4 protein-coding genes are annotated in these 26,674 nt (G+C 50.3%); all 4 read right to left on the bottom strand.

Annotated elements, in window-relative coordinates; all coding sequences use genetic code 11:
• Nucleotides 1-2 precede the first annotated feature (2 nt).
• Entirely contained in the window at nucleotides 3-6,218 is a 6,216-nt protein-coding gene (locus G9F48_RS13045; protein WP_165409600.1) for a beta-ketoacyl synthase N-terminal-like domain-containing protein, read from the bottom strand.
• On the bottom strand, nucleotides 6,215-12,370 hold the full coding sequence (locus tag G9F48_RS13040) for a type I polyketide synthase (RefSeq protein WP_165409599.1): 6,156 nt from the start codon (nucleotides 12,368-12,370) through the stop codon (nucleotides 6,215-6,217). Before G9F48_RS13040 ends, G9F48_RS13045 begins: the two co-directional genes overlap by 4 nt.
• Nucleotides 12,371-12,392: 22 nt before the next feature.
• Entirely contained in the window at nucleotides 12,393-20,111 is a 7,719-nt protein-coding gene (locus G9F48_RS13035) for a type I polyketide synthase (protein WP_165409598.1), read from the bottom strand.
• 4 nt (nucleotides 20,112-20,115) lie between these two features.
• Nucleotides 20,116-26,674 (bottom strand): SDR family NAD(P)-dependent oxidoreductase (locus tag G9F48_RS13030; protein ID WP_165409597.1); only part of this gene is annotated, 6,559 nt, incomplete at its 5' end.

Genomic DNA, 26,674 nt, shown 5'->3' with positions numbered 1-26,674 from the left:
ATTTACGGTCTTGTTTTGGCGGGCTGCTTCAGCATCTCACCATGCACGTTCAGTATCTTTTCCTGCAGCTGCAGAAAGCTGTGTTCTGTCATTCCGTCTGCCGAATATAAAACGCCGCAAAATTCAGAAATCGTTTCGGCTGCGCTGTCTTCAGCCAATAACGTCATATGGTTGGATACCGCCACATCCATGATGGCGATGTTTGTCATATGCTCTTGCCACTGGCTCCAGTAGTTGACGAAATCAGCGGATAAAATATCGGCCCTGATCGTAAAATACGGATCAAGCTCACCCAAGAAAATACCGTTTTTATTTCGGAAATAATAGCATGTCACCCCGTTCGGATCAGGAAGCGGCAGGAGTTCGTAATCAGTGATTTCGTAAGCGTCCTGAACGTTTATATTCTGCCTGATCAGATTTTTCACCAACGCGTCCGTCTTCGTTAACCCCCGCTGTTTGGCTTTTGCTATTAATTGCTCTAAAAATATCTCTTCATGAAGATCGGCATCTAGTTCATCACGGTGAATCAAGGTTTCAGAAATGCGTTCCGGATGTTGATAAATTGGTGCAAATAAAGCCATGTTCACCGTCTGCAGCATCATATTTTTATCAAATAATTCATCAGGAATGTTTATTTCCCGCGCACCCGCCGAGTCAAAGGAGTCGAGCATGACGATTGACTCAACGGTTTCTCCAGCCAGCTGCAATTGCCGGGTGACTTCATAAGCGAGCATGCCCCCTAATGAATAGCCGCCTACATCGTAAGGACCCCGGGGCTGCACGGTACGTATGAGCTTAACGTAATATTCCGCCATGTTTTTAATGCCGCGGATCGGTTCCCGGTCTGTCATCCATCCTCTTGCCTGAATTCCGTAAAAAGGACGCCCGGTCCGTTCGGCAACAGGCTGGTACAGCTCCACTGCCCCCAGCGCGGAATGAAACCAGAAAATCGGTCTTCCCTTTCCTCCCGGGTTAAGACAGATCAGTTCGGGCGGTTCTTGATCATCTGTCTCTTCTGATATATCGTTTTGTTTCGTATGTTCCCCATGTACTTCCTCAGTGTCTTTTTGGACAGAACCGGTCAGATACCCGGCTAATTTTGCGATTGTCGGATATTCATAGACCAGATTTGCCGTAATAGACGCTTGATACGTTTTATTAATGGACTGAACCCATTCCACACCGATAATAGAATCCAGCCCCATGTCAATGAATGCCTCATGCTCATCAATATCTTCCGGCTTCAGAAACAGGATGTCCGCAAGGCTTTCTTTGAGCTCTTTGCGCAAAGTGCCGTCAGAGATGCCGATAAGGGGAGTTTCTGCTTCCGGGATTTGCGGACGTACCGCTGTTTCCTCCGCTTCAGCATACTCGGGTTTCGTTATTTGCCCCGCTATATATTCCGCAAGCTCCTCAAGCGTCGGGTGTTCATACACCTTATTGGCAGTAATCTCAGTGTGGTACGTTTTATTTACTGTTTGTATCCATTCAACCCCGATAATGGAGTCAAGCCCCATGTCGATGAAAGGCTCATCAGCATCAATATCTTCCGGTGACAAAAATAAAATATCTGCCAGGCTTATCCTCAATTCTTCAAGCAATGTTCTATTGTCTTCGGAAACGGCGTTTTCCGGCTGCTGGACAGAAACAGTACAATCCAAAGGCTGTAAGACGATCGGTTTTTGCAATGTCTCCGATTCAAACGCTGTCATTTCGATCTCAGTTAAAGGACTCAGAGAAATCAGACCTTCATGTTCAGACTGCGGCGAAGACGGGGGAACGGTTTGCGTTTCAGACTTTTTCATGGCTTGGCCTGGTAAAGAACTGTTTACATCAGCCGCCCAATACCTTTCTTTTAAAAACGGGTAGGCAGGCAGCGGCGTTTTATAATATTGTCCTCCGTCAAAAAGCCGTGTAAAAGGAAGATCATATCCTCTGCAAAAAAGGTCAGCGATATGTGCCAGGCTTTCTCTGTACTGCGCGGGCGAAGCCGCCGAGCGGCACTGTTCAATGCACTCCATTCCGAATGTTTTCATTTCGGCTTCGTCTGCCGGCTTCTGATCCTTCAAATTGGACACAAACACACCCGGAAGCTCTCTTTTTACAAGCCACTCCGATAATACCCGCTTCAGTTCGTCCGCACTGCTTACGATACAGGCAAACCGGTGATGCAGATGCTTTCTGCCGAGCAGGAGCGTATAACTTATATTTCCCAGATCGCTGTCTTTGTTCTTGCTGAGTGAATCCAGCAGGCGTTCTGCCTGAATTTCCAGCTGACGCTCCGTCCGCGCAGATAAAGGAATGAGGCAGGCCGGTTTTGCCGGTGACCGGCGCACGGTTTGCGGCGCCTCTTCAATCACAAGATGGGCATTTGTTCCGCTGAATCCGAATGAACTGATGGCGGCTCTGCGCGGTGCATCCGAATTCCGTTCCCACGGTATCAGCTTTTCATTCACAAAAAACGGGCTGTCCGCAAATTGAATATGCTGATTGGCTTGATGAAAATGCAGGGAAGCCGGAATCTGCCGATGCTTCAGCGACAGCAGGATTTTAAACAGCCCGGCCATCCCCGCGGCCGCAGCGGCATGTCCGAGGTTGGTTTTCACAGAGCCGATGGCGCAATATCCTTTTTTATCCGTATAGCGGCGGAAAGCGCGCGTTAAGGCGCTGAATTCGATCGGGTCGCCCAGTGCAGTGCCCGTTCCGTGAGCTTCCACCATTTGAATGGTTTCCGGATTAATGTGAAAAGTATCATAGACATGCCGCTCCAATCGTTCTTGAGAAAGCGCGCTTGGAGCGGTTATTCCGTTTGTAGCGCCGTCCTGATTCATTGCAGAACCTTTTATGACGCCGTACACATGATCTCCGTCACTAACGGCGTCGCTAAGACGTTTCAGCACCACGGCTCCCACGCCTTCACCCGGCACGAAGCCGTCCGCGCTTTGATCAAACGTATGGCAGCGCCCGGTCGGTGACAGCATATTCGCCTTATTTGACGACTGATAAAAAGCGGGAGTGGATTGAATGAAAACCCCGCCCGCCACCGCCATTTCCGTTTCTTTCGTCCAGAGCCCCTGACATGCCAAATGAATGGCTGTCAGCGAACTGGAACATGCTGTATCAACAGTGATCGCCGGCCCTTGTAAATTAAGGTGATAGGCGATCCTTGCCGGAGTGACGGAATTGTGATTGCCCCAAAAAGCCTGCGCGGGCCCCTGCTGTTTAAAAATGGCCTGGTAATCTCCGCCGCAGGAGCCGGCATACACGCCGCATTCCCGGCCTCTTACCGAGTCTCCCGCATATCCCGCATCTTCAAGCGCTTTCCATGATTCTTCCAGAAACAGCCTCTGCTGCGGGTCCATATAGGTCGCTTCACGTCCCGATATATGAAAGAAAACGGGATCAAAACATTCAATGCCCTCTATAAAACTGCCATACTGGCATTGACTGTCAGAGACATCCCATCTGTCTGCTTTTTTAATCAGATCCCGTCCGGCGGCTAAGTTTTCCCAAAACTCATGGACATTCTCCGATTCAGCAAACCGCCCGCTCATCCCGATAATCGCGATCGGTTCTTTTTCAGGTAACACAGCTGCTGATTTTACCGTTTCGGCCGGATCCTTTTGTTCGGGGCGGTACGTGATTTGATACGGCTCAGAAACGCTGATGACGATTTTCCCGATATTTCCGCGGTCATCCAGACAGTGATACGCTTCTTTTATATCTTCAAAGGAAAAGATTTTTGAGATGACAGGCTGAATGACTCCCTCTTCCGCCAGCCGCTGCAGTTCCAATTGATAGTCCTTGACCTGATCCGGATTTTGAAGAGACAGCTTCCGCAAATCCACGCTGTGAAACGATTGATTGTTATGAAGGACGGACAAGTCGACTGATTTAGCGGATTTCAGCGCAGTCATGGCAATTTCGATATATCTTCCGCCCGGCGCCAGGCAGTTCATTCCTTTTTGCATGGCATCACCGGCCAGGGTATTAATGACCACATCCACCCCACGGCCGCCGGTCATTCGCATGATTTCCGTTTCAAAATCTTCTTCCAAATAGCAAATGGTATTGTGGATCCCGAGCGAATGCAGATACTCAATTTTTTTCTGTGATCCGGCCGTGGCATATATTTCCGCGCCGATATGCCGGGCCATTTGCACCGCGATCAGCCCCGTTCCTCCCGTCGCGGTCTGAATTAATATTTTTTCGCCTTTTTTAAGTCCGGCTTTCCGGAAGGCGTCTATCATTGTCACCGCCACGGTGGGAAGAGCGCATGCTTCTTCAAAGGTCAGCCGGGCCGGTTTATGATAGACTTGATGTTCTTTACATGTGATGAGATTCGCCTGAGATCCAAATTCCTCTCCCATGCCGACAATCACTTCATCTCCCGGAATGACGGATGTTACATGCCTCCCTGTCTTGATCACGACGCCGCTTGCTTCAAATCCCGGAGTGAACGGATAAGGCGGCATCGTCGGATACAGCCCTCTGACACAAAGCAAGTCTCCGAAGTTTAAAGAAAAGGCGCGGACGGCTATTTGAACTTCGTCATCTTTTGTCTCGGGCACTTCACTGCGGGCAATCGTCAGATCTTCAATGCCGCCCGGACGGTCAATCACAACCCGGAACATTTCCGAGTCATCGGACTTTGCGAAAGAAAGCGGCATACGTTCTTGTTTCGGTTTCTGATAACCGTTTTCCTTTCTTTCCGTCTGCAAAGGTTTTTCATTAGGCCATTCTTCCTGAAGCGCCGGGCGGATTTTCGCTCTTTCGGTCTCCAGAGATGAGGCTATGGCGGTTTCATATTCTGCCGAGATATAACCGGTCAGCAGTTTCACATGGTAGTAATCAAATAAAATCGTTGTCTGCAGTGTAAGATTCAATCGCTTATTAATCTCGTTAATCACATTGACGCCCAAAATGGAATCAATGCCGTATTCAGAGAAATTCAATTCTTCCTGAATATCCTCTTCTTTCATTTTTAATACATCGGCAATACTTGTTTTGATGACAGAGCAGACATGGGAAGCGACCGATTCCCCATCAGCCTTAACAGCTTGATGCTTCTCTGGCGCGCGGCTGCGGGAAGCAGGCTGTGCGGGCTTTCGGAAAACTTCGGCCGGGGCGGCGTATGGCTTTCTGCCGTCTCTGATCCCTTGCATCCGGACGAGTCCGTCACTCTCAGCTGCGATAATCTGCTGACCTAAATCATGAGCCGTTTCAGCAGGGAAACAAACCGCTCTGTATCCTTCCGAATGCAGCACACGCTCCCACGATTTTGGATATAGGCCGGGACTTCCCGGAATCCGAAGCTCAGCATCCTCATAGGACCACCAGCCGTCAAGCAGCCCGAAGGTTAAATGGGTAAAAACAGAACGATCGCTGATTTCGTTTATCAAAATCATCCCGTTGTATTTCAGGAGCGCTTTCAGACGGCGTAGTGTCAAACCGATATTTTTTGTGGCGTGAAGCACATTGGCGGCGATGACAATATCGTAAACACCCGTTTTGATATTTTGTGATTCGCAAGGCTCCTCTGCATTAAACAAGGCTGTTGTCAAATACGGCACATCAGGTCCGTATTCCTGTTCGGCATGCATTAAAAAAGCTTTAGAAACATCCGTATAACAATATTCCGCAATCTGTTTTGCAAATGGTTTCAGTTTTGTAAACAGCATGGCGCTCGTTCCGCCCGTCCCGGCCCCTACTTCTATCAGCCTGATACGGGCATCGGGATGTTCTGTAAGATAGGCTTTCAGGTAAGCGGCCGCGGAATCTGCTAACACTTCATTAAAATAATCCGCAACGGGATTATGCTTATAAACACCTTCAACGAGCCGCATTGATGAATCGGGAAATACGATATCCGTAGCCGGACGTTCTCCTTTTAAAATTGAAGGCATCGCTTTTATCGTCGCCTCGGCCAATTCAGCTTGTGCAAGCTCCCCCTTGGGAAGCAGGCGTTTATGGGCATTCCACTCATTCCAGACTGTGCGGCCGTCCGGGCGCTGATCCGCGAGAAGAGTGATCGTGTATCCGTCATACGCGATATATCCGTTTTCTTTTAATAGATTCAGGCTTTCTTCCAGCCATCTGCCGTATGTGCCGATCACGCCGGCGCTCCCCATGGATGCTGCAGGTGTGGTGACAGGCTCGCTGAAAAACCCGATTGACTGTAATTGGTAAAAGAGCAGTTTGCAAAGAAGGCTGTTCATATGCGCAACTCCATTTCTCGTTTTAAAGTCTCAAGCCGTTCATTCCGATCTGGATTTTGCCGCTTGACGCTTTCCATAAATGAAGGCTCCGGGCCGGATACAACCGATATTGCATCTTGATCCGTCAGTGCGGCTAAGCCGTGCGGAGCAGCTTTGATGAATGCCGCTTGGCTGAACGGTTCTGATAGTAAGACTTCCAGCGCCTCCATTGCTTCATCGGGTTCAATAGAACCGATCCCTGACGCCTCCATCCGTTTTCTGTAAGACGGGTCTGATACAACGCCCAGACTGCCCCAATATCCCCAATTCATGACTTTCACTTCACAATCAAGCAAGGAAGCGATATGGCGGGCAAAGGCGTCTTGAAATGTACATCCTGCCGCATAGTTGCTTTGCCCGGCATTTTTTGTGAAAGAATTAACGGATGAGAAAAACAGCACAAAATCAAGCGGCTCTCCCTTAAAAGCTTCGATCATTCGGACGCTCGTATTCACCTTAGCTGAAAAAGCGTTTCTGAAAGAAGCTTCATCCATATTCGCCATACTTTTGTCGGCAAGCGTTATCGCGGAATGGATGACTCCCGTTATATTGCCGTATTGCTCTTTTACGGAACGGACGGCCGCTTTAAGCGCTGCGGCATCTTGAGCATCAGCCTGTATATAATGCGGCGCGGGGCCTGATAGCGCCAGCCTGTCTATTTTGCTCTGAATCTCCTGATCCTTCGGCCGCCTGCCGATCCATATCATCCGTGCCTTGTAACGGGTGATCATGTATTTGCTCCATGCTTCTCCGATGCCGCCCGCTCCGCCGATGACAGCATAAACGCCGCCTTCTCTGTACGACATACGCGGAGCGGAACTTGTCAGCACCCGGACTGTTTTTTGCTTGTGCCAAGCTCCGTTACGGTACGCGGCAGCATTTCCGTCCGGATCTGGAGGAAGGTGCCAGATGTTTTTCATCTCAGACGAATCACTGCCTTCTTCTGCATCAATCAGCCTGATGTCCCAGTTCGGATATTCTTTTGCCAATGAGCCGATCAAACCGTGTACGCCTGCATGCTCAGGCTGCGGCAGATCACCCGGATACACGGACTGTGTCTGCCGGGTGACCGCTGTAAAGCTGATGTTTCGGTTTCCATACCCGAGTGACAGCAGCGCTTTGATGAAACGGAAACATTGAATCACCCCATTCTCCTGCTCATCAAGCATTTCCTGACTGACAGATGCGGGTGCGAAACGATCCGGCGCAATCCATAAGAAATGGCGGATATCTTGATACCCGGCTGTCAATTCACGTAATGTTTGCTCGCTTGAATGATCCGGCGTCTCCGCCAGATGGGCGCGGGGCCACATTTTTGCCGCGGCCTTTATGGTATTTCCCGGCTTTCCGATGATCAGCAATTGTTCCTGATCAACCGCTCGATTTTCTTCCAGGGAAAAGAAAGTTTTGTCCCAAACAGGGGCAAGCATCGCCGTCTGAACTTCCTGCCGTTTGCTTTCGGTTTGGTTTGTCTGCCGGACAGCCCGGCAGGAGAACCCTGTCAATCTCATACAAACAGCGCCGTTTTCATCACATAAATCAATATCCAGCGTCAGCGCTCCGTTATCTGACCGATCGCTCTGTTTGCGGACAAGCGCCCACATCGTTTTCTGAGTCGGCTGAAATATTTCTGCCTGCCGCAGGGAAAACGGCAGCATCGGAGTGTCTCCGGCAGTATCTGAACCGGCCCCCAGTGACGCCTGAAACGCGGCATCCAGAAGGCTCGGATGGATGACAAACTGATCGGCGGTACTGTCTGCCGTTTCCGGCAGCGACAGCCGGGCTGCAGCCCCCCTCTCTCCGATCATCAGCTGATCAATGCCTTGATGGCTCGGCCCGTATATCATACCCGCATGCCGGAAAGCCTGATAAACCTCATCAGACGTCATAACCGATTGGCTGCAGCCGGACAGCCAGCCCTCTAAATGAACAGACGGAACCGCTGCTATCTCTCCTGATACCGCGGTGCCTTTACTGTATAAAATCCGTTCTCCCCCAGGTTCTTCCGATAGGCTGTAAATCGTAAATTCAATGTCTTCATTTTCCTTAAGGATAAGGCTGATATGGACTTCTACATCCGTCCCCTTATGAACGACAGGCCTCATCCATATGAGATCTTTCAAATACATTCCTTTACGTCCGTCCGGCACAGCGTATGCGGCACGCTCAACGGCCGCTCTGGCCATTTCGATCACGGCGGCTCCCGGGAGCACCTTCTGTCCATTGACTGTGTGATCAGTGAAAAAGAATTCCCGTCCGGTAAAAACAGAGGTGAATTTCAGCTCCCAAAGATCGGATGTGTTTTCATGAAGGAGCGGATGGATCACCATTTTGCCGTCATCCCTTTTTGAAACCGCCTCGGCTTCATCTTGAATCCAGCATCTGACCTTTGCAAACGGATAGGCGGGAAGACTGATTCTCCGGGGTTTTTGTCCCGAATATAGCAAGTTCCAGTCCACATCGACTCCCTGCACCCACATTTTCAGCAAATGACCGTACTTTCTCTTTTTCAGCCATTTGACCATGGCTTCCTGCAAATCTTCATCAGATTCAAACACAGCCACTGTCTCATGATTTCGCTTCGCCCGCCCCCTGTAAAGATGCGGTGCGTTTTCATTTTCCAAGTACGATCTGAGCTTGTCCTCCAGCTCCTTAAGGGAGTCCGCAATGAAAGCCAGCCGCTCATCCATCGCTTCCCGCCCCGCTTGTAAAGTATAAGCGACATCAAATAAGTCCGGCTTATCCGTATGCTTCTTTTGAAGAAAAGCAAGAAGGCGCTCCGCATATTCTGTCAGACGCTCCCCATTTTTCGCAGACAGCAGAATGACAGCCGGCTCTTGGCCGCTGATTGCTTGTTTTACAGGAGCCTCATATTCTTCAATAATGATATGCGCGTTAGAACCGCCCGCACCAAAGCTGCTGATCCCCGCCCTGAGCGGCTGTTCTGCTCCGTCTGCTGCAATCCGTTTCCAATCTGTTAATTCCCGGCAGACGGAAAACGGACCTTCGTCAAATTGGATATTCGGATTTAAAACATCCGCATGCAAAGATGGAGCGATTTGTTTGTGCTTCATCTGCAGCAGCACTTTTGTGACAGCGGCGATGCCTGCTGCCGATTCCCCATGTCCGATATTTGATTTGACAGACCCGATGAGACATGTTTCAGAAACATCACCGAATGCCTCGGTTAAAGCCCGGATTTCAATCGGATCGCCTAATTTTGTCCCTGTCCCGTGCGCTTCCACATAGCTGATCCGGCCCGGAGATACCCCCGCTTCCTGTAAAGCTTGAGAAATGACTGCACTCTGCGCCTTGGGGTTCGGTACGGTGTAACCGCTCGCTCTCCCGCCGTGATTAATGGCAGCTCCTTTAATGACGCCGTAAATCCGATCTCCGTCTTGTACGGCGTCTTCTAAACGTTTAAGAAGCAGCACCCCGACACCTTCTGCCGGAATATAGCCGTCACCCCCGGCGCCGAAACTCCCGCAGTGTCCTTTAGATGAGATGAACTGCCCCTGGCTCAGCATGAAGTACTTGTTAGGATGAACGGTGAGATTCACTCCGCCGGCAAGCGCCGCGCGAACCCGATGATCCCGCAGATCCCGGCACGCCATGTACAATGAAGTCAGCGAACCCGAACACATCGTATCGACCGAAATGCTCGGCCCTTGAAAGTCACAAAAATAGGAGACACGGTTAGCAATGGATGAAATCCCGCCGGGGAGCCCGATATGCCGTCCTTTCACTCCCGCTTCAGCCGCGAATAGCGGGTATTCCTGATACATGACACCGGCATACACGCCTACCTGACGGCCCAGTTCAGGTGATGTCCTCGTATATCCCGCATCCTCCATGGCCATCCACGCATGCATTAAAAACAGCCGCTCCTGGGGATCAAGGTGTTCCGCTTCCCGGGGGGAAATCTTAAAAAACTCAGGATCAAACTCGGCGATCCCGTCAATGAATCCGCCCCATTTGCTGTAGATCGCTCCCGGCGCCGTACGGTCCTCGGAAAAGTAATGTTCCCATTTCCAGCGGTCTTTCGGAATTTCGGTAATACAATCCTTTCCTTGTTTGAGATTATCCCAAAACGCATCGATATCATCGGCCTGCGGATACTTGCCGGAAATCCCGACAACGGCAATATCCAGCGGTTTTCCTTTCGTTTTCTGACGGCTTTGATTCCCGGACGGGGCAAAAGACGCATTTTCAAGCCGATTTGGCTGAAGGACTTCTTTCACAGACGCATTTTTCAATTCCGCCAGCTGTTCCCCGGTATGACTGAGGATTGCGGCATCAAATGAGAGAAACCCGTCTTTTTTATGTTTGATTGTATTCACCACATAGACGGTATCAGACATGACAGGTCCGTAAAGCGTCAGCCTCTCAATCATGAGCGGGACATGAATCCGCTTTTTCAGCTGCAATTCTTCTTCACCGAGCGACATATAACATGAATTCAATATAAGCGGGTCAAATGCAAAGTGATGCAGATCGCCTTTTTCTTTTTTTCCTGATAAGTCCAGCTGCAATAAAAAGGAGCTCTCACTCATTTTGTATCCCGCCGTTACCGTTTTCAGCATCGGGCCTATCGTGAAGTCGGCAACCGAATCGTACAGACGGGAAATGACATCCGGCGCCACCTTTTGTGCATGCGACTTCATTTGTTCAACGTCATATGATTTTTTTATGGGTGCCTCTGTATATCTGTTTATTTCTCCTTCGGCACATGTCTTCCGGCTTTCTTTACCGGAGACAGTGCAGCTTGCGGTAAAGCGTTCGGCACTCTTTTCTGCCGCAAATGAAATGTCAATCTGTGCGGCCTCTCCCGGCTCCAGCGTGACGGGCCCGCCCGTAAAGCGGATATTTTTCAGCTCGGCGGGATACGTGCCGGAACGAGATGCTCCGGATGCTTCAAGCACCAGACACGGATACACTACACCCATCAGTGCCGGTTTGCCGAAAACCAGATGATCCTGAAGGAATGCTTCATGTTCATAGAAAGTAAATGTCTGACTGCCTGATTGCGTTTCAGAGACCGGTGCTGCATCCGCGACAAGGCCGGAAGATTCATCTGTTCCTTTTGTTTTTATGTCTTCAAGCAGTTCGGATATGCTGCTGCACTCAAATAAAAGAGTCGGATTCAGACGCAGATCAAACGCCCCTTCGATGTCTTTAATAATGGCCAGAAGCTGTGACGATTCAAGACCTAATTCAAAAAACACGGTGTGCGCATCATTTCTTGTGACAGGACTGCCTACGTATGTCGAGAAAATGCGGTATAAGGTTTCCTCCATCTGCTGAACGCCTGGTATCAGCTGCAGGTCTGTCCGCACCTTTTTGGCTGTCAGGCCGAGCAGTGAAGCAATATGCGCACCGCTGAGGTTGTAAAAGTCAATATCCATTTTCACCATTTCAGAAGGCGTGCCGGACTTTTTCGAAATCACCGCGTAACAGCGCTCCGTAACGGTCTCAGCGGCAATAAACGACTCATAATAAATCGGTAAAAATAACTCGGCGCCTGCAGCTGTCTGCAATACGCCGGAGGCCATGGCGGCACCGTCCATCAGCGCGGGATGAAAGAGCGTGCCGGGAAGATTTTCCCGGCATGAATCAGACTGCCGAATATCAAGGAAACATTCCTCTTCATAAGCATAGATCTCTCCCTCCGGCTTCATCAGCCCGTCATGCGACAGTCCGCGGCTTCTCGCGTCTTCGTAAACCGCATGCAAAGAGACTGATGGAAGTGCGGCTTGTTGTTTTTTCTCCCCTGCGTCAAGACGCCTGTCTGGTGAGAAGACTCCTTCATGCATCTCCGCTGATAAGAAAACCGTCCCGGAATCCGCCCCGCAAATCGAGGCAGTCCAGAACTCCTTTTCTTTACTGAATATGACACTCACATCAAGCCGCTCTGACCGCTTCACTGATAAAGGATGATAAATGGTCACCCGTTTCAGACAGATGGAACGGAATGAAAGATCAAGGCTTTGCTTTGCCAGCTGATACAGCATATCAATATAGGCCAGACCGGGCATGACAGATTGTCCGTGAACAAGATGGTTTTTCATAATGGGATGCTCTGCCGTCAGGCGCAGATTCACTGTTTTTTTCATGGTTAGTCCCCTTTTAAAAACGTCACGTTGTCACCTGCCAAAACGAGTCTGCAGGTGCAGTGCTTGTCTCTGCTTTTTTCTCATATTTCTTTAAAAGATCCGCAATGTCCGTTTTTTCATTACTTGTTTTTTCCGGTTCACTTTCCGTGCTGTTCCAGCCGCCCAAAAGCGGGTAGTGTTTTTTTCTGAATTCCGGCGGCTGGGGCGCCCGGTGATATTCCCGCTGCCTTTCACCTCTGTATTCTTCAACGAGGATATGAGCATTTGTCCCGCCGTCAGGAAATGAACTCTGAGCTGCGACGCGGGGTTTCTTCTCTGAATGCCAATCAACGGGTTCACGATTAAAATGAATACGCGACGCTTCAAAGTCATAATGTTCAAATGGGTCACGCGCTGATAAGAATGGCGGAATCCGCTTATGATAGACGCTCAGCACACATCGGATGAAGCCCGCAAGACCTGAAGACAGAAGCAAATGCCCTACATTCGGTTTCACCGATCCGATCCGGCAGGGCAGAAGCGTTTTCCGGTTCAGCTGATAGACGTCTGAGAGCGCCTTGATTTCCACCGAATCAACGATTGGGGAACCGCCTCCGTTTACTTCTATATATCCGATGTCTTCGGGCGACTTTTCCGCCATGTCAAGCGCAGTTTGAATAACGTCTCTCTGCGCCCTTATATTCGGTGAACCGGGCCCGAGCGTCCGGCCGTCATTGTTTACCGAGACGGCTTTTATGACGCCGTAAATACGGTCTCCGTCCCGCACCGCATCGCTCAATCGCTTGATAAAAACCGCCCCCGCTCCTTCTCCGAGCACTTCTCCCGCTGATTCACGGTCGAATATGTGAAACACGCCGTTCTCATTTAAAATATGGCGCGCTCCGAATAACCGGTGCGCGGACGGAGATAAGAGCAGACTCACTGAACCGACTAAGGCCGCGTCAATCCTTCCGGCCAAAAGGGCGTCTTTTGCAAAGGACAGCCCGATCAGCCCTGAGGAACATGCTGTATCCACGACAAGGCTCGGCCCTGTGACATTCAAAAATCGTGAAATGTTGGCCGCCAAATAGTTTTGCCCCGCCCCCAAAATCGGGTTAGGCGCCTGCAGGATATGTTCCATACCGGCTGAAGGCTGCGCCCTGCCGCCGATGTACACGCCGACTTTCCGGCCCGACAAATCCTTTTGGCCGTACCCGGCATCATAAACGGAATGAACCGCTTCTTCTAATATGATCCGCGCCTGCGGGTCCATAACTGCCGCGTCTTTTTCAGAGATGCCGAAAAAGCCCGCATCAAACATGTCGATATCATCAATCCACCCCGCATAATCCTTTGTATGTGCTGTTGCATGCCAGCGCGATGCGGGGACAGGCCGGATGGCGGTGTTCCCTTTCATCAGCAGCTCCCAAAAAGCATCCGTTCCGCCCGCCCCCGGAAAACGGCAGGACATGCCGACGACGGCAATATCGTCTTCGGTATCCGCTTTCGGCTTCATGGATGTTCTCTCTTCAGCGGCGGCAGTTACATCAGGCTGGACGTCCATGTCTTGAACGAAACCATTTTCTTTTGTCATAAAATCGGTTTCATGATGCGCTGCGAAATAGTCAACCATTTCTGTAATCGTTTGATATTGAAGCATTAAGGACGGTGTTAACTTTATGCTGATCCGTTTTTGCAATGATTGAACCAATTCCGCAAAGAGTATTGAGTCAATCCCGTATTCATCAAACGGCATATCATCTTTTATCTGCTCATCCGTCATTTTCAGTTCTTCGCTGAAAATGGTGCGCACCCATTGACGAATCATATCCTTCACCTTTTGGTCACCGGCAGTGCTTTTTTTCATGGGCGCTTCAGTTTTCTTCACCTTCAGAAGATCACCAAAATCAGCCTCACTGTCTTCGGGAACACACGGAATTCCGCAGCTTTGTCCGTTTAATATGATGTAATCTAAAAACTTCAGTCCGTCTTCGGCAGACAGCCTGGAAAGTCCTGATTTTTGATAAGCAGGTGTTTCCGGCAGGCCTTCAGCCATGCCGGTTTCTTTCCAGACGGGCCATTGAACGGCTTTAACAAACACGTTTCCCTTACCTGCCTGATGATTTGCAAAAGAGTCCATAAATGAATTAGCCATCGCGTAGTCACTTTGTCCCGCAGCAAGCGAAGGGATCAGACCCGAAACGGATGAGAACAAAATAAAAAACGACAGCGGCTCATTCTGAACGGCTTCATAGAGACCGCAAAGCCCAGTTACTTTCGGCGTGCAAACGCTTTCGATTTCAGTTTCGGTTTTGTTATAAAAAGCGGGGTGTTCTCCCATTGCACCCGCGCAATGAAAAACGCCGGTAATCGGTCCCAACGTGCCGCGGATGCTGTCCGTCATGTTCCGGAGCCCCTTTTGATCCGTAAGAGAAACGCTGTAATAACGGATCTCCGCGCCCCGCTCGGCTAACCTCTGCATCCGCCCGGCTTTTTCCGGGAGAATGCCGTCCTTTTTCATGTCTGCCCACTCTGAGGAATCGGGAAGCGGCTCCCGCCCCATGATGACCAGTTTCCTGCATCCGCGTGAAACGGCATGATCCGCCGCAATTGCGCCGATCCCGCGCGATCCGCCCGTTATTAACAGCACATCATCAGACGAATAGGAAAGCTCAGGCGCCGCAGACACATTCGTACCCTGCTTCAGAAACGGCACATAACGGCGATTCAGCCTGTAGCAGCATTCACTGCCGCTTTTGGCCCGCGGCTGTAAAAATTCAGTCTCAATCTGTCTGCTTAATTCTTCTGTATGCTCAATCGCACAATCGCTATCTATTGTAAAAGAATGAATGTTGGTATACTCAGCGCCCAGCATCCGGTACAGCCCCGCCGTTTTCGCCCCCTGCATCAGAGGTTTACTTTCCTTGAAAGGCTGGAGGCGGTGTGTCACTTGGCTGAACACAGCACCGCTATGACGGAATGATTCCAGAGCCTGCTGTAAAAAGGCAAGCTTTCCGTATTCTATCTCTTCCCGCCGTTCATATTCCGCATCATATGCGGTTATGTCGACGACCCCGAGTATCTGTTTGTTTTGAAGAGACTCCCGCACTCTGCCGTAAAGGTTTCGCCCCGATGCGGCAGCGTAATAATCGGCGCCGTCTTTTGCCTGATGGATGATGCAGATCGTTTCAATATGGCCGTTTCCTTTAAATAGAGCATCGGCCAATCGGCTCGTCTTATCAGTTGCAAGTATCATTACTGTTCCTGATAATGCTTCAGACTCCGCCGGATCTTGCTGCTTCCAGTCTTTTTGAAGAATGATCTTTTGGTTTTCCGCCGGTTCGTCTGTCTGTTTCCGGATATCCGCAGGCACAGGCACCCAATACCGCTCCTTCGCGAACGGATATACAGGAAGGCTGACCCGTTTCGGCTTCTCTCCTTCGTATAACTGGTTCCAGTCAACGGCGGCTCCTTTTGCCCACTCAGTGAGCAATCTGGAATATTGCTTGTTTTTCAAAAGTTCGGCCATTCCCTTTGATGAAATGTCATCTTGAGCACGTCCGCGGAAACACCCTTCAATTTCCGTTTTTCGTTCAAGTACATCCTTCAGTTTCGCTTGAAGGCCGCAAACGGATGTAACGATCAATGCCAGCCGTTCAGGCATCGCTTCTCTGCCAGCTTGAAGCGTGTAGGCCAGGTCTTTAAGGTTGACTTCTTTTTCCCGTAAAAAGCGGTCATACCGTTTGACATATTCCAATAGCCGTTCTTCATTTTTTGCCGAAAGCAGAAACAGAACCGGCTCGTCTTCCTGTATACTCAGCGATTTCTTTTCAGCCTGCGGCGGCAGATATTCTTCTATGACAAAATGGGCATTGCTCCCGCTGGCGCCAAAAGAACTTAAACCCGCTCTTCTCGGCTGGTCAGGATGTGACGGCCGTTCCCATTCTTCCAGCCGGTCCGCCACATAAAACGGCGTATCCGGAAACGGAATATGGGGATTCAGCGTGTCCGCGTGCAATGACGGAAAGATTTCTCCATGCTTCAGCTGCAAAAGCACCTTTGTTAATCCGGCGATTCCGGCGGCTCCTTCTAAATGGCCGATATTTGATTTGGCAGAGCCGATGGCGCAAAACCGCTTCTTGTTTGTCCATTTGCGGAAAGCGCGGCTCAGCCCTTCAATTTCAATCGGATCACCCAGAGACGTCCCCGTTCCGTGAGCTTCAATATAACTCAATGTCTCCGGATCAATGCCGGCACTCTGAAAGGAATCTGTAATGACTTCCGCTTGTGATGCCGGATCAGGCACGGTCAAACCGGATGTTTTTCCGACATGGTTTAAAGCGGAGCCTTTTATGACGCCATATATCGGACAGCCCATCTTTTCCGCTTCTTGAACGGTTGTCAGCAACACGGCGCCGACGCCTTCTCCCGGCACATAGCCGTCACCGCCGTCGGCGAAGCTTTTGCAGACGCCTTCTGAAGACAGAAATCCCGCATTCGCCAAAAACGCATATTTATGCGGATGTGTGACCGCATTAACACCGCCGGCAATGGCGAATTCGCACTCCCCCCTTTTAATGCTTTCACATGCCAAATGTATGGATGTGAGCGAAGAAGAGCACATCGTATCAACAGCCATTGACGGCCCTGTAAAGTTCAGGCAGTGAGACACGATATTCGGAACAGAGGCAGGCGTCACGCCCATAGACAGCGGTGTGCCCCGCTGTGTGATTTCAGCGCCGAACAGCTCATAATGGCTCCAAAACACACCTGCGAATACCCCGACGCGTTTTCTTTTTTGTGAAGATGGCCCGCGCGCCGTTCTGTCCTGATAAAAACCGGCATCTTCACAAGCTTCCCAAGCCGTCTCTAAAAACAGCCGCGCCTGCGGATCCATCATTTCAGCCTGGCGGGGAGTCAGATTGAAAAACAGCGGATCAAAGCTGTCTATGCGATCTAAAAATCCTCCGTAACGGTAGAACTGATCTGCTTCATATGAGAAAGGATAACCTTTCCATCTGTCTTTCGGCATTGTTGTGATGCAGTCTTTACCTGAGCGCAGATTTTGGTAAAATTCATCGATGCTTCCCGCCTGCGGATATCTTCCCGCCAATCCGATTACCGCAATATCGTGCTCTTCTGTGTGTCTCTCTTGTTTTCGGCTTCTTCTCTTGACAGCTGCATGGGATAATGAAGAGCGGTTCTTGTCTGCCATCGGAACCAATCGGGCCATGCTTTCAGTTACAACGGGCTCCTTCCCGTATAAAATAACGGATTGCAGCTTGCCGAGACGCAGCATATATTCTAGTGAAGCCATCCCTTCCCCGGCCGGAAGCGGGCTGGTGCCGGTTGCATCATTCATGATCTCTTTCATCAAACTGTCAACCTGCATGCCGCCATCTTCCCAAAGAGGCCAGTTGATCGTCATAGAAGCCCCGGTCCGTTCGCCTTTTTCCGCTTTGCAATCGCGATATTTCATATATTCATCCATAAAAGCGTTCGCTGCGGCATAATCTGTCTGGCCCGCATTTCCGGTCAACGCCGAGAATGAGGAAAATGCGGCGAAAAATTCAAGCGGTTCATGCCGTGAAGCTTCATCGGCATGAATCAGGCCGCTGATTTTCGGCAGGAACACCCGCTTCAAGTCAGAACTGTCTTTTTGGATGATAAATTGGTCTTTTAAAACACCGGCGCAATGAAAAATGCCCGTCAGCCGGCCGAAAGTTTCTGTAATCTGAGCAAATGCCCGCTCTGTTTCGGCTTTGCTGCCGATGTCCGCTTGAACATAAAGAACTTCTGCTCCCAATGCTTTCAGTCTGCTGATCTTCTCAGACTGTTCCGGCGAACGGCCGATGAGTGCGAGCTTCACCTTTTCTTTTTCTGCAATGTGACGGGCAAGCAGAAATCCAAGACCGCCGAGACCTCCTGTAATGACATATACGCCGTTTTGTTTCCAAGGAGACTGTGTCTGTCCGCCCGGTTTCTCAATACGTTCGAACAATCTGATCTGCCGCATATCGTCTTTATATCGAATGTCTGTGCAGCCTGCATGAGAGCAGTCTGCTTCTGTTCTAATGATTGCGGCCGTCTCACTTGGCAATCTCTCATTCTTGTCACAGAAGGTGATCACCTGAGTGCGAAGAGCCGGATTTTCCAGATGTGCCGTTTTCAGCATAGCCCCGAGAGCGGAAGACAAGGCCGCTCCATTCTCAACGGCGCATACAAGCTGAATCAATGTATGTTCTTTCGGATGGTCTGTCAGTTCCCGTTTGAGCATATGAAATATGCGCTCGGCATCTGCTCCAAACTGCTCATCTGCAACCTCATGCTCCCTTTTCAGTTCTATCACTTCCGCTTCCGGGCAATATGTGCCGAGTTCACCGGTGAGACGGGGTCCTGCCTCGGCAGCGATAATGAGATGACGGGTGTGTTTTTGCCCGTTCTGCACCGCCGTTTCCAGCGGATGATCTTTCCAGGCGGGTTCAAAAAACAGAACCTCATCAGCAGTGTCAGCGTCTGATGTATGCCGTTCTTCGGCCGAATCTTTCAGCACACAGCCCGCTTCATTGATAAGGTAATCCGCAAGGGGGCGGACAGATGAATATTCAAAAAGCAGTGTCGGATAAAACTGCTTCTGAAAAGTCTGCTCTAATATCTTTACAAGCTTCAGCAAATGCGCCGAGTCAAGCCCCATATCATAAAAGCCTTTCCGCACATCAATATCCTGTGCCGGACGATTGATCAGCCTGGCGATTTCCGACTTGATGTAAGTCACCATGTTTTGTTCCGGCGTTTGCTGTTCAGACACGTCTTCTGCGGCCACAGGACTTTCGGGCTCTCCACGGCCGCTTCTGTTCTGCTGAGGCGGCTTCTCTTTGTCTATCAGATGGGTAATCATATTCGCTTGTCTGACCCTTTTTACTGTCAGTTTCTCACATTCGGCCAATACGTTCCCTGCCCTGTCGTAAATCGTGAAGTCAGCCGAATAAAAATCAGGTTCGCTATCTGATGCGCCGCTTTCAGTGCGGCTGTTTTTCGCAGAATAAGTGTAAATCGTTTTCGGAAACGGCTGATATATGCAAAAACGATTGATCATAAAAGGAATATAAGGTGTGTCATTCTGCTTTTGGGCCGACAATGCAAAGGAAGAGCCGGCAAGGGTGGACGCATCTAAAAAAGCCGGATGCGCCTTAAATTTCTCCCGGAATCCTTCAGCCAAATCACTCAGAGTGAGCTCCATTAATTCTTCTTTATCCTGAAGCTGATAAACGGCCCCTTCATTTTTCATAAACTCGCCATGCTCAATATGGCTTCTTCTTGCAATTCCGTAAATGTCATGCATGTCCCATTTTCGGCTTGCGTTTTTCATGAATGCTTCAATATTCAGTTCTTTTGCCCGGAGCGTGTCTTTTTGCAAATAAAGCTGACATTCCATATTCTCATCCCGTTTTCCGCCAAGCGGTGTGCCGTTTTTTGCTTTTTCGCTAGTGATCTCAACTTTCCAGCTGTCACACGCCGGCGTAAAGGTGACATACAGGTGTTTATCAAACTCTTCAGATGTTACAACAGGCTGCTTAAAAATAATCTGTCTTAATTCTATAGGCCTTTCACCGAGATACCCGGCGGCGAGCCGATACAGCATATCTATTAAAGTCACGCCCGGGAGGACGCGGATTTGATGAACGCGATGATCCCGGACGATATAATTCGTATGGCTGATTTTCTGCAGGAACGTTTTGACTTGATCGGTGGCAACTGCCAATCTATCACACCTCGCTTATTTCAAACATTGCTTCTGTGCCCGCCTCATTTTCTTCCGCTTCGGACAACTGTGCTTTTTCAGGCCAATACCGCTGTTTTCGGTATACTGTCTGGCCGCCTTTCGGTTCCATGGTCGCTTTTCGTTCTTTCGGAATTCCTTCGTTGCTGACAATGATATGGGCGTTATTCCCGCCCAAGCCGAACGCGCTGACCCCGGCCCTGAGTATCTCTTTTTTTCCGTCCCACCGCTTCAGCTCAAGCACAGGATAAAGCGGCGAATCATGAAATTGAAAGCGGGGGTTCGGTTTATGGCAATGCAAAGTCGGCGGCAGTTCTTCATTGGCAATCGCCAGCAAAACTTTGATGATTCCCGCCGCTCCCGCCGCACTCAGCAAGTGGCCGATATTGCTTTTGACGCTCCCTACACCGCAAAATTGCTTTTCATCGGAATAAGCAGACAAGACATTGGTTAATCCTTTTAATTCAATCGGGTCGCCGATCAAAGTACCGGTTCCGTGCATCTCTACGTATGTCATGGTGTCCGGCTCGATTTCCGCTGATTGAACCGCCTGCTCAATCAAGTCCTGCTGCGCCCGGGGATTCGGCGTCGTCACCCCCATTGTGCTGCCGTCATTATTTATCGCAGAGCCGTCAATAACGCCGTATATTTTATCTTCGTCTTCTATCGCTTTTTCGAGCGGCTTCAGCATCAGCACACCGCAGCCCTCTCCGATTCCTGTTCCGTCCGCATCGGCATCGAAAGATTTTGAACGGCCATTTGGCGATAAGATTCTCGCCGCGCTCATTGTGAGAAAAGGTTTTTCATCAAGCAAAATGTCAACCCCGCCCGCAAAGGCCGCCTCCGCTTCTCCATTTTGAATAGCCTGCACGGCCAAATGAATTGCCGTAAGCGAACTGGAGCAGGCCGTATCCACGACCAGGTTGGGCCCTGTAAAGTTATAAATGTGCGCCATATGTGCGGTAATAAAATTTTGCCCCGCGCCAATAATCGCGTCTTTTTGCAAATATTGAAATTTCTGATGAAACGCACCTGCCCTTGCACCGGCAAAAACGCCGATACGGCGGCCCCAGAGATCCTCTTTTTGATAACCGGCATCGGCCAAAGCTTCCGCGCTCACTTCGAGCCACTGCCTTTGCAGCGGGTCTATCATCGGTGCCAGCGTTTCTGAAATATTAAAATACTCCGGGTCAAATTGATCAATATCGTGAATAAAACCGCCCCATTTACTGATGCTTTTTCCTTCTTGATATTCACCCGGCTGATAGTGTTCCCCGGCGTTCCATCTGTCCGGCGGGACTTCAGTGACCGCATCCGTTCCGCTGCGGAGATTCTTCCAAAATTCTTTTATATCCCCCGCTTTCGGAAAATGACAGGCCATGCCGATGATCGCAACCTTTCCCCGTTTCCCGGGCTTATCTGCCGTTTTTTTGCTCTGTTTCGGCGTCTTCTGCAAAGGGATCTTCTCCGCGGGAACCGCTGCATCTGCCGAAAAAGCTTCCAGACAATGTGCGGCTAAATAATCCGCGAGCTGTTCTATGGTAGGGTGTTCCAGAAGGACAGTCGGATCAATTGAAACGGACGGCAGTTTTTGATCGATCTTTGTCAGCACCTGCGCCAGAAAGATAGAATCCATTCCGTATTCCTGAAAAGGCACATCGATATCCATATGCGTTTCATCGATACTCAGCTCTTTTGCCAAAAGCGACTTCAGCCAAGATTGAATATCAGTCTGGTTATGGACCCGTTTTTTTGTTTCAGGAGGTTTGGAAGCTGTTCTCATTCCTTTATGGGCGGCTGGCTTGGCGTTTTCAAGCGCTTTGATGTCCCAATCATGTTTCACTTGTGCCGGCAGCACGACAGCTCCGGGTCTTTCTCTTAAAATGTAATCAAGCATCTTGAGACCTTCCGCGTCAGAGTGCCGCAGCAATCCCGTTTGCTGATACACCCCGCTTTTTGTATCCCTGCTCATGCCCGTCTCATCCCATGCCGGCCATTGTATGCTCATGATGCCGCTCTCATTGTTTTCTGCAAAATAGTCCATATAAGAATTTGCCATCGCATAATCGCTCTGACCCGCCGCAAGAATCGGGACGGCTGCCGAGACAGATGAAAACAGGACGAAAAATGCCGGCGCATCATCCTTTACACTCTCATACAGACTGTGAAGGCCGTCTGCTTTCGGTGCGAGCACCCGCGCGATACTGTCTTTGGATTTGCGGAGAAAAGCAGGGTTTTCACGGTCCGTAATTCCCGCGCAATGCAGAATGCCTCCGATAGGTCCGAGCGTTGTGGTTACCTCTTTTATAAGCCGTCCGACGGCCTGCTTATCCGTCAGATCAACTGCTGAGACGCACACTTTTACGCCTTGTGATTCCAGCTTTCGGATAAGCTGTATTTTTTCCGAAACGACAGGGTCTGTTTGCTCAAGATCCCACTCGGTTTTCGGCGGCAGCTCCTTTCTGCCTGTCAGAAGCAGTTTCTTCACACCGTATGCGGAAACGAAATGCTTGGCGCATAAAGCGCCGAGACCGCGCGTTCCTCCGGTTATCACTAGGACGGCGTCTTTTGGAAACACAGTCCGGTCTGTTTGCACGGCTTCTGGTTCAATCTGATCAGTCTGCCGAAGAACATAGCTGAAGCGCATGCCGTCCCTGTAGCAAACAGCAGATTCCGTTAAGTCTGATTCAATTTCTTGTTTAATAAAAGCGGCTGTCTGCTCCAGCGGCTTTTCAGGATCAATATCGGCGTGACAGGTGAGAATATGGCTGTATTCATGCCGCAGCATGCGATAAAGCCCCGCTTTTTCAATACCATGCATAGCGGCCGCCTTATTTTTGAAGGATTCAAGGCCTTTTGTAAGATAAAGCATTTTCATGTTTTCTTTTCCGCGGCCGTATTCAATCAGCTGCTGCAGCGATGCCACCCAGCTGATGTCCTGCCGCTTTTGCCGGGAGCCGCAGCCGGTGAAGTCAATAAACCCGGAATAGATGGCCGCATTCGCATCCTGTAAGAAAGAGATGAGCTGATTTTCCTGCACAATGTCAGCATCGTTCAGCTGTTTTTTCACCTCGGCGGCAAGGTCTTTTGTATCCTCGGAAACGATGAGCGCTATTTTGCTGAATGGCTCGGATGAAGACACTGCCTCGCAAGGCTCCCATGTTTTCTGCAATAATACTGTTTTTTGATTCGAAAGCGGCAGCTGCTCCCGTTTCGGCACCCAATAGCGGTCTGCTCTGAACGGATAGGAGGGCAGGCTGATGCGGCGCGGCTTACTGTCCGTATACAGCTGCTCCCAATCTGTGTCAAATCCGTTAGCCCAGAGCCGCAGCACTTTCTTGTATTTCTTTTTCTCAATCCAGGCGCTGACGAGGTCAGCAGCGTCTTCATCTTCTGAGAACATGGAGATCGTGTTATTCTCGCGTTTTTTGCGCCCGCTGATGATATCTTCGCTGTTTTTTTCCGTCAGAAACGCGTTCAGTTTTTCAGTCAGTTCCTCTGCGGAGCCTGCAATGATTCCCAGCCTCGCTTCCATTGCGTCCCGTCCGGTCTGCAGTGTGTATGCAACATCTGCAAGATCGATATGGCGGGATGATCCGTTTTGGATAAAATCGCGAAGGAGACGCGCTCTTTCTTTCAGCCGCTCTTCATTTTTAGCCGACAAAACAAAAAGAGATGACGCTTTCTCACGGGTTTCCGGCTGTTCCGTTTCACTTTTGCCCATGTATTCTTCAATAACGATATGCGCATTGACGCCTCCGAAACCGAATGAGCTTACACCCGCCCGGCGGGGCAGGACCCGGCCGTTTTCATCACGCAGCGCTTCCCACTCCTTTGTTTCTGTCACAATGTAAAACGGGCTGTCCTTCAATTTGATATGGGGATTGATGTTCTCGCAATGCAGACTTTTGGCGAGCGTCCGATGTTTCAGCTGCATCAATACTTTGATAACGCCCGCAATGCCTGCTGCGAGCTCCAAATGTCCGATATTTGTCTTCACTGAGCCTATCCCGCAATATCCGCCCGGAGCCCCGTCTGTTTGGAAAGCTTTTTTCAATGCATTGATTTCAATCGGATCTCCGAGCGCCGTTCCGGTTCCGTGCGCTTCTATATAAGTGATCGTTGACGGGTGAATACCGGCTTTTTGATAAGCGCTTTTCAGCACATCCGTCTGAGCCTGCGGGTTCGGCGCGGTAAGTGACGCTGAGCGCCCGCCGTGATTTTCCGCTGTACCGCGGATGAGGCCGTAGATGTGATCCCTGTCATGCTCAGCCTCTGAAAGCTTTTTCAAGACAATCATGCCGGCACCCTCTCCTCTGACATAACCGTCAGCCTGATCAGAAAATGTTTTGCAGCGTCCGTCTTCACTGAGCATGCCTGCTTTTTGAAAACCGATATGGCCTTCAGGCGTGACGATCGTGTTGACGCCCCCTGCGACCGCCATATCACAATCTCCCGTTTCAATGGCTTTTACCGCGCGGTGAATGGCGACTAAAGAGCTTGAACAAGCGGTTTCTATCGGCTCGCTCGGCCCGTGGATATCAAGAAAATAACTCATCCGGTTCGGCCCGACGGACGGCACGATTCCGGTCATCGTATACCCCTCGACAGGAAGACCCGCCTTATTGATTAAGGTTTGATATCCGCTTCCCAATGTGCCGGTGAAAATGCCGGTTTTTGTTCCGGCAATCCGTTTTGCTGAGTACCCCGCGTCTTCAATGGCTTTCCACACATACATCATTAATAGGCGCTGCTGAGGATCCATCATTTCAGCTTCTTTCGGAGATATCCCGAAAAACAGCGGGTCAAACCCGGCGATTCCATCTATAAAACCGCCCCATTTAATTGACGTTTTATTTGCAGCCGCTGCCGGATCGCCGTAATATTCGCGCCAATCCCAGCGATCTCGGGGAATTTCTGTGATGCAATGCTCTCCTTTTGATAAACGTGTCCAGAATTCATCTATGTCTTTCGCTTGCGGAAAAATGCCGCTGATTCCGATAATGGCTATCGGTTCGGTTTTTTCTTCTGATTTTCCTTTTACGGATACGGGCGTTTCCCGTTTGACATGAACGGCCGCCGGAGTTTCAGCTTTTCTTATTCCGGCTTTTGGAGCGGTTTTTAAACGCTCTCTTTCTAAGCCGCTGAATGCTTCTTTCCATTCAGATATCAAATGGCCGCTCAGTTTGCGCAATGTCGGAAATTCAAAGAAGATAGTCGGACTGAGCTCAAGCTGGTAAGACCGATTTAATAGATTTGTAAATTCAGTGAAGATGATCGAATCAAATCCGTATTCCGTCAGTTCGCTGTCAGCCTCAATATCTTTCATGCTTACCTTTAAAAGATCTGATACATGCCGCTTTAGTTTCTCTTGAACCCGATCTTTCAGATCTCTTGCATCTGCCACTGCCGAAGCTTGTCCGGCGGCGCTTTGTTCTTCGCCCAGATCGAAAATATGGCTGCGAATCCGTTTCTCATCGCCTTCTGCCACCATGACCTGGTGTGCTCCGGAGGCAAAAGCGGCATAAAGCGCTTGGATGCCTGAAGCCGATCGCATGGCTTTCATTCCGGTCTGTTCATACATCAGCCGTTCTGTCTCTTTGTCCACGCGCATACCGCCTTCTTCCCAAAGCGGCCAGTTGACGGACAGGGTCTGCCCGCTCCGCTTGTTGTCCCGCACGAGCCTGTTTCGGCGGGCTGCATAAACATCCATAAATGCGTTGGCTGCCGCATAACCGGCCTGCCCCGGATTTCCCATGCCTCCCGCCAAGGAAGAAAACAGAATGAAAAAGTCCAGCCGCACATCTTTCGCTGCTTCATCAAGATTGATAAGCCCTTTCACTTTCGGCGCCATGACGGTCTTCCGTTCGTTTTCTGTCTGGTTCAGAATGTAGTTGTCGGCGATCACGCCGGCGCCGTGAATGATCCCGTCGAGTGTTCCGTGCTCCTCCTGTATGCCGCGGACGAGGGCGATGACCGCCGCCCTGTCTGTCACATCAACCGGTTTATACAGTACGCGGGCACCCGTCGCTTCCAAGCGCCGTAAGCGGGCGGAGCGCTCTTCATCTAGCGCTTCCGCCCTCCCCGTTAATACGAGGACGGCATTTTTGACGCGGGAGGCTATTTCTTCAGCGAAAATCAGCCCGATGCCGCCCGCTCCCCCGGTAAGGAGGTAAACCCCTTCGTCTTTCCACGGAACGGCGCCGCTTTGAAGCGCAGGCAGGTGACGCCAGTTTCTGACGAAACGTTTGCCGCCTTCATAACGGATTTCCGCTTGTTCAGGATGCGCCCGGTTTTCTTTCAGCTTGGCAAGAAGCGATGATGCTGACTCGTCCGGATCGGCTTGGATGACTTGGCCGTACAGCTTCGGATGTTCAAGGTGAGCCGTTTTCAGAAAAGCGGCCAGCCCCGCCAATACATTGTCTTCCCCCCTGTCGGGGACAAGAAGCTGGATCAGCGTTTTTCCCTTCTGTTTTTCTTTGATAAGACGCTTGACGATCGCTGACAGCTCCGCCGCGCAGGCGTCATAACGGTCTTCAATCGGA

The organism is Bacillus sp. EKM420B (assembly GCF_011065565.1).
Lineage (GTDB): Bacteria > Bacillota > Bacilli > Bacillales > Bacillaceae > Bacillus > Bacillus velezensis.
The sequence above is the reverse complement of the archived record's forward strand: the minus strand, read 5'-3'. Positions and strand labels throughout refer to the sequence as shown.

Coding starts and splice junctions, on each gene's coding strand:
- G9F48_RS13040 (WP_165409599.1), bottom strand. CDS start 12,370: ATGAAAAAAACAGTGAATCTGCGCCTGACGGCAGAGCATCCCATTATG.
- G9F48_RS13045 (WP_165409600.1), bottom strand. CDS start 6,218: ATGAACAGCCTTCTTTGCAAACTGCTCTTTTACCAATTACAGTCAATC.